The sequence below is a fragment of the Mesorhizobium sp. M7A.F.Ca.US.005.03.2.1 genome, from assembly GCF_003997795.1.
Lineage (GTDB): Bacteria > Pseudomonadota > Alphaproteobacteria > Rhizobiales > Rhizobiaceae > Mesorhizobium > Mesorhizobium ciceri.
In genome coordinates this window covers 1-1,003 of sequence record NZ_RZRP01001354.1, presented here as the reverse complement: position 1 = coordinate 1,003, position 1,003 = coordinate 1, and the positions used below count along the sequence as shown (strand labels likewise).

Genomic DNA, 1,003 nt, shown 5'->3' with positions numbered 1-1,003 from the left:
GGCAACCCCGCCATGTTCTTCTCCAAACTTGAACTCAATAGACGGGTGGTGAAACCACCCAGATGACAATTGCCGGCTCGGCACCCGGATTGCGCCAGCGGTAGGGCTTGCCTTCGAAGCGAAAGGAGTCGCCCTCGCCAAGCCGATGCCAGACACCTCCGATCTCGATGTCGAACAGTCCGGACGCGACGTATCCGGCTTCCTCGGTCGGACGCTGCGCCTCGGCCTTCAGTTCCGCGCCCGGCGCGAAGACCGAACGCACCATCTCGAAGCTACCGCCGAGATCGGGCGACAGAAGCTCCTCCACCAGGCCGGATTCGCTTGTGCCAAGCGTGCGGCGCCTGCCGGCGCGCACGACCACGCCGCGCTCGCTTTCGACAGGTACGTCATGGCTGAAGAACAGGCTGATCGGCACGCCGAACAGTTCGGCGAAGGCCCTGAGGTCACCGAGCGACGGCGTCGACAGGCCACGTTCGACCTGGCTGACCCAGCCGACCGAACGGCCTAGCTTCAGGCCGATCTCGGCGAGCGTCAGCCCGCGCGCCTTGCGCAGGGCCCTGATGTCGCCAGCCAGCACGCGTTCGTCAGGTCCCTGCAATGTTCTTGCGGTAGTCGAAGGCAAAACGCTCTCTTTATGAAAAATCACCGGCAAATTTCATGAGAAATCAAGCTCATGAAAAAATCAAGCAGATTTTCACGGATGCACAAGATTTGCTTGCGCGATTTTGACGGTTCATGCAAAGGCTCCGCCGAGAGCGGCGAGTGGGGACGTCCGATCGAGACAAAGGGTAAGGGACGGCCCATGCTGGAAAATAACCCCCGAATCGAGGGCGATGCCGAGATTGTCGACGAGGCGATCCTGTCGCGCCGTTCGGTGCGCGCATTCCTGCCCAACATGGTCGAAGACGACATCATCCGCGCCATTCTGGCGGTTGCGGCGCGCGCCCCATCCGGCACCAACATGCAGCCATGGAAGGTCTATGTCACCAAGGGCTAGAGCAAG

At 61.4% G+C, this 1,003-nt stretch carries 1 protein-coding gene and 1 pseudogene; one reads left to right on the top strand and one right to left on the bottom strand.

Features of this window, described 5'->3' with window-relative positions; translation table 11 throughout:
- Nucleotides 1-34: 34 nt before the first annotated feature.
- Nucleotides 35-577 (bottom strand): XRE family transcriptional regulator, encoded by a 543-nt coding sequence (locus tag EN991_RS37710; protein ID WP_032807957.1) that lies wholly within the window; start codon nt 575-577, stop codon nt 35-37.
- Between the two features lie 225 nt (nt 578-802).
- Between EN991_RS37710 and EN991_RS37705 the strand changes: the two are divergent.
- A pseudogene (locus EN991_RS37705) lies at nt 803-994 on the top strand (nitroreductase family protein); the annotation flags it as partial.
- Nucleotides 995-1,003 lie beyond the last annotated feature (9 nt).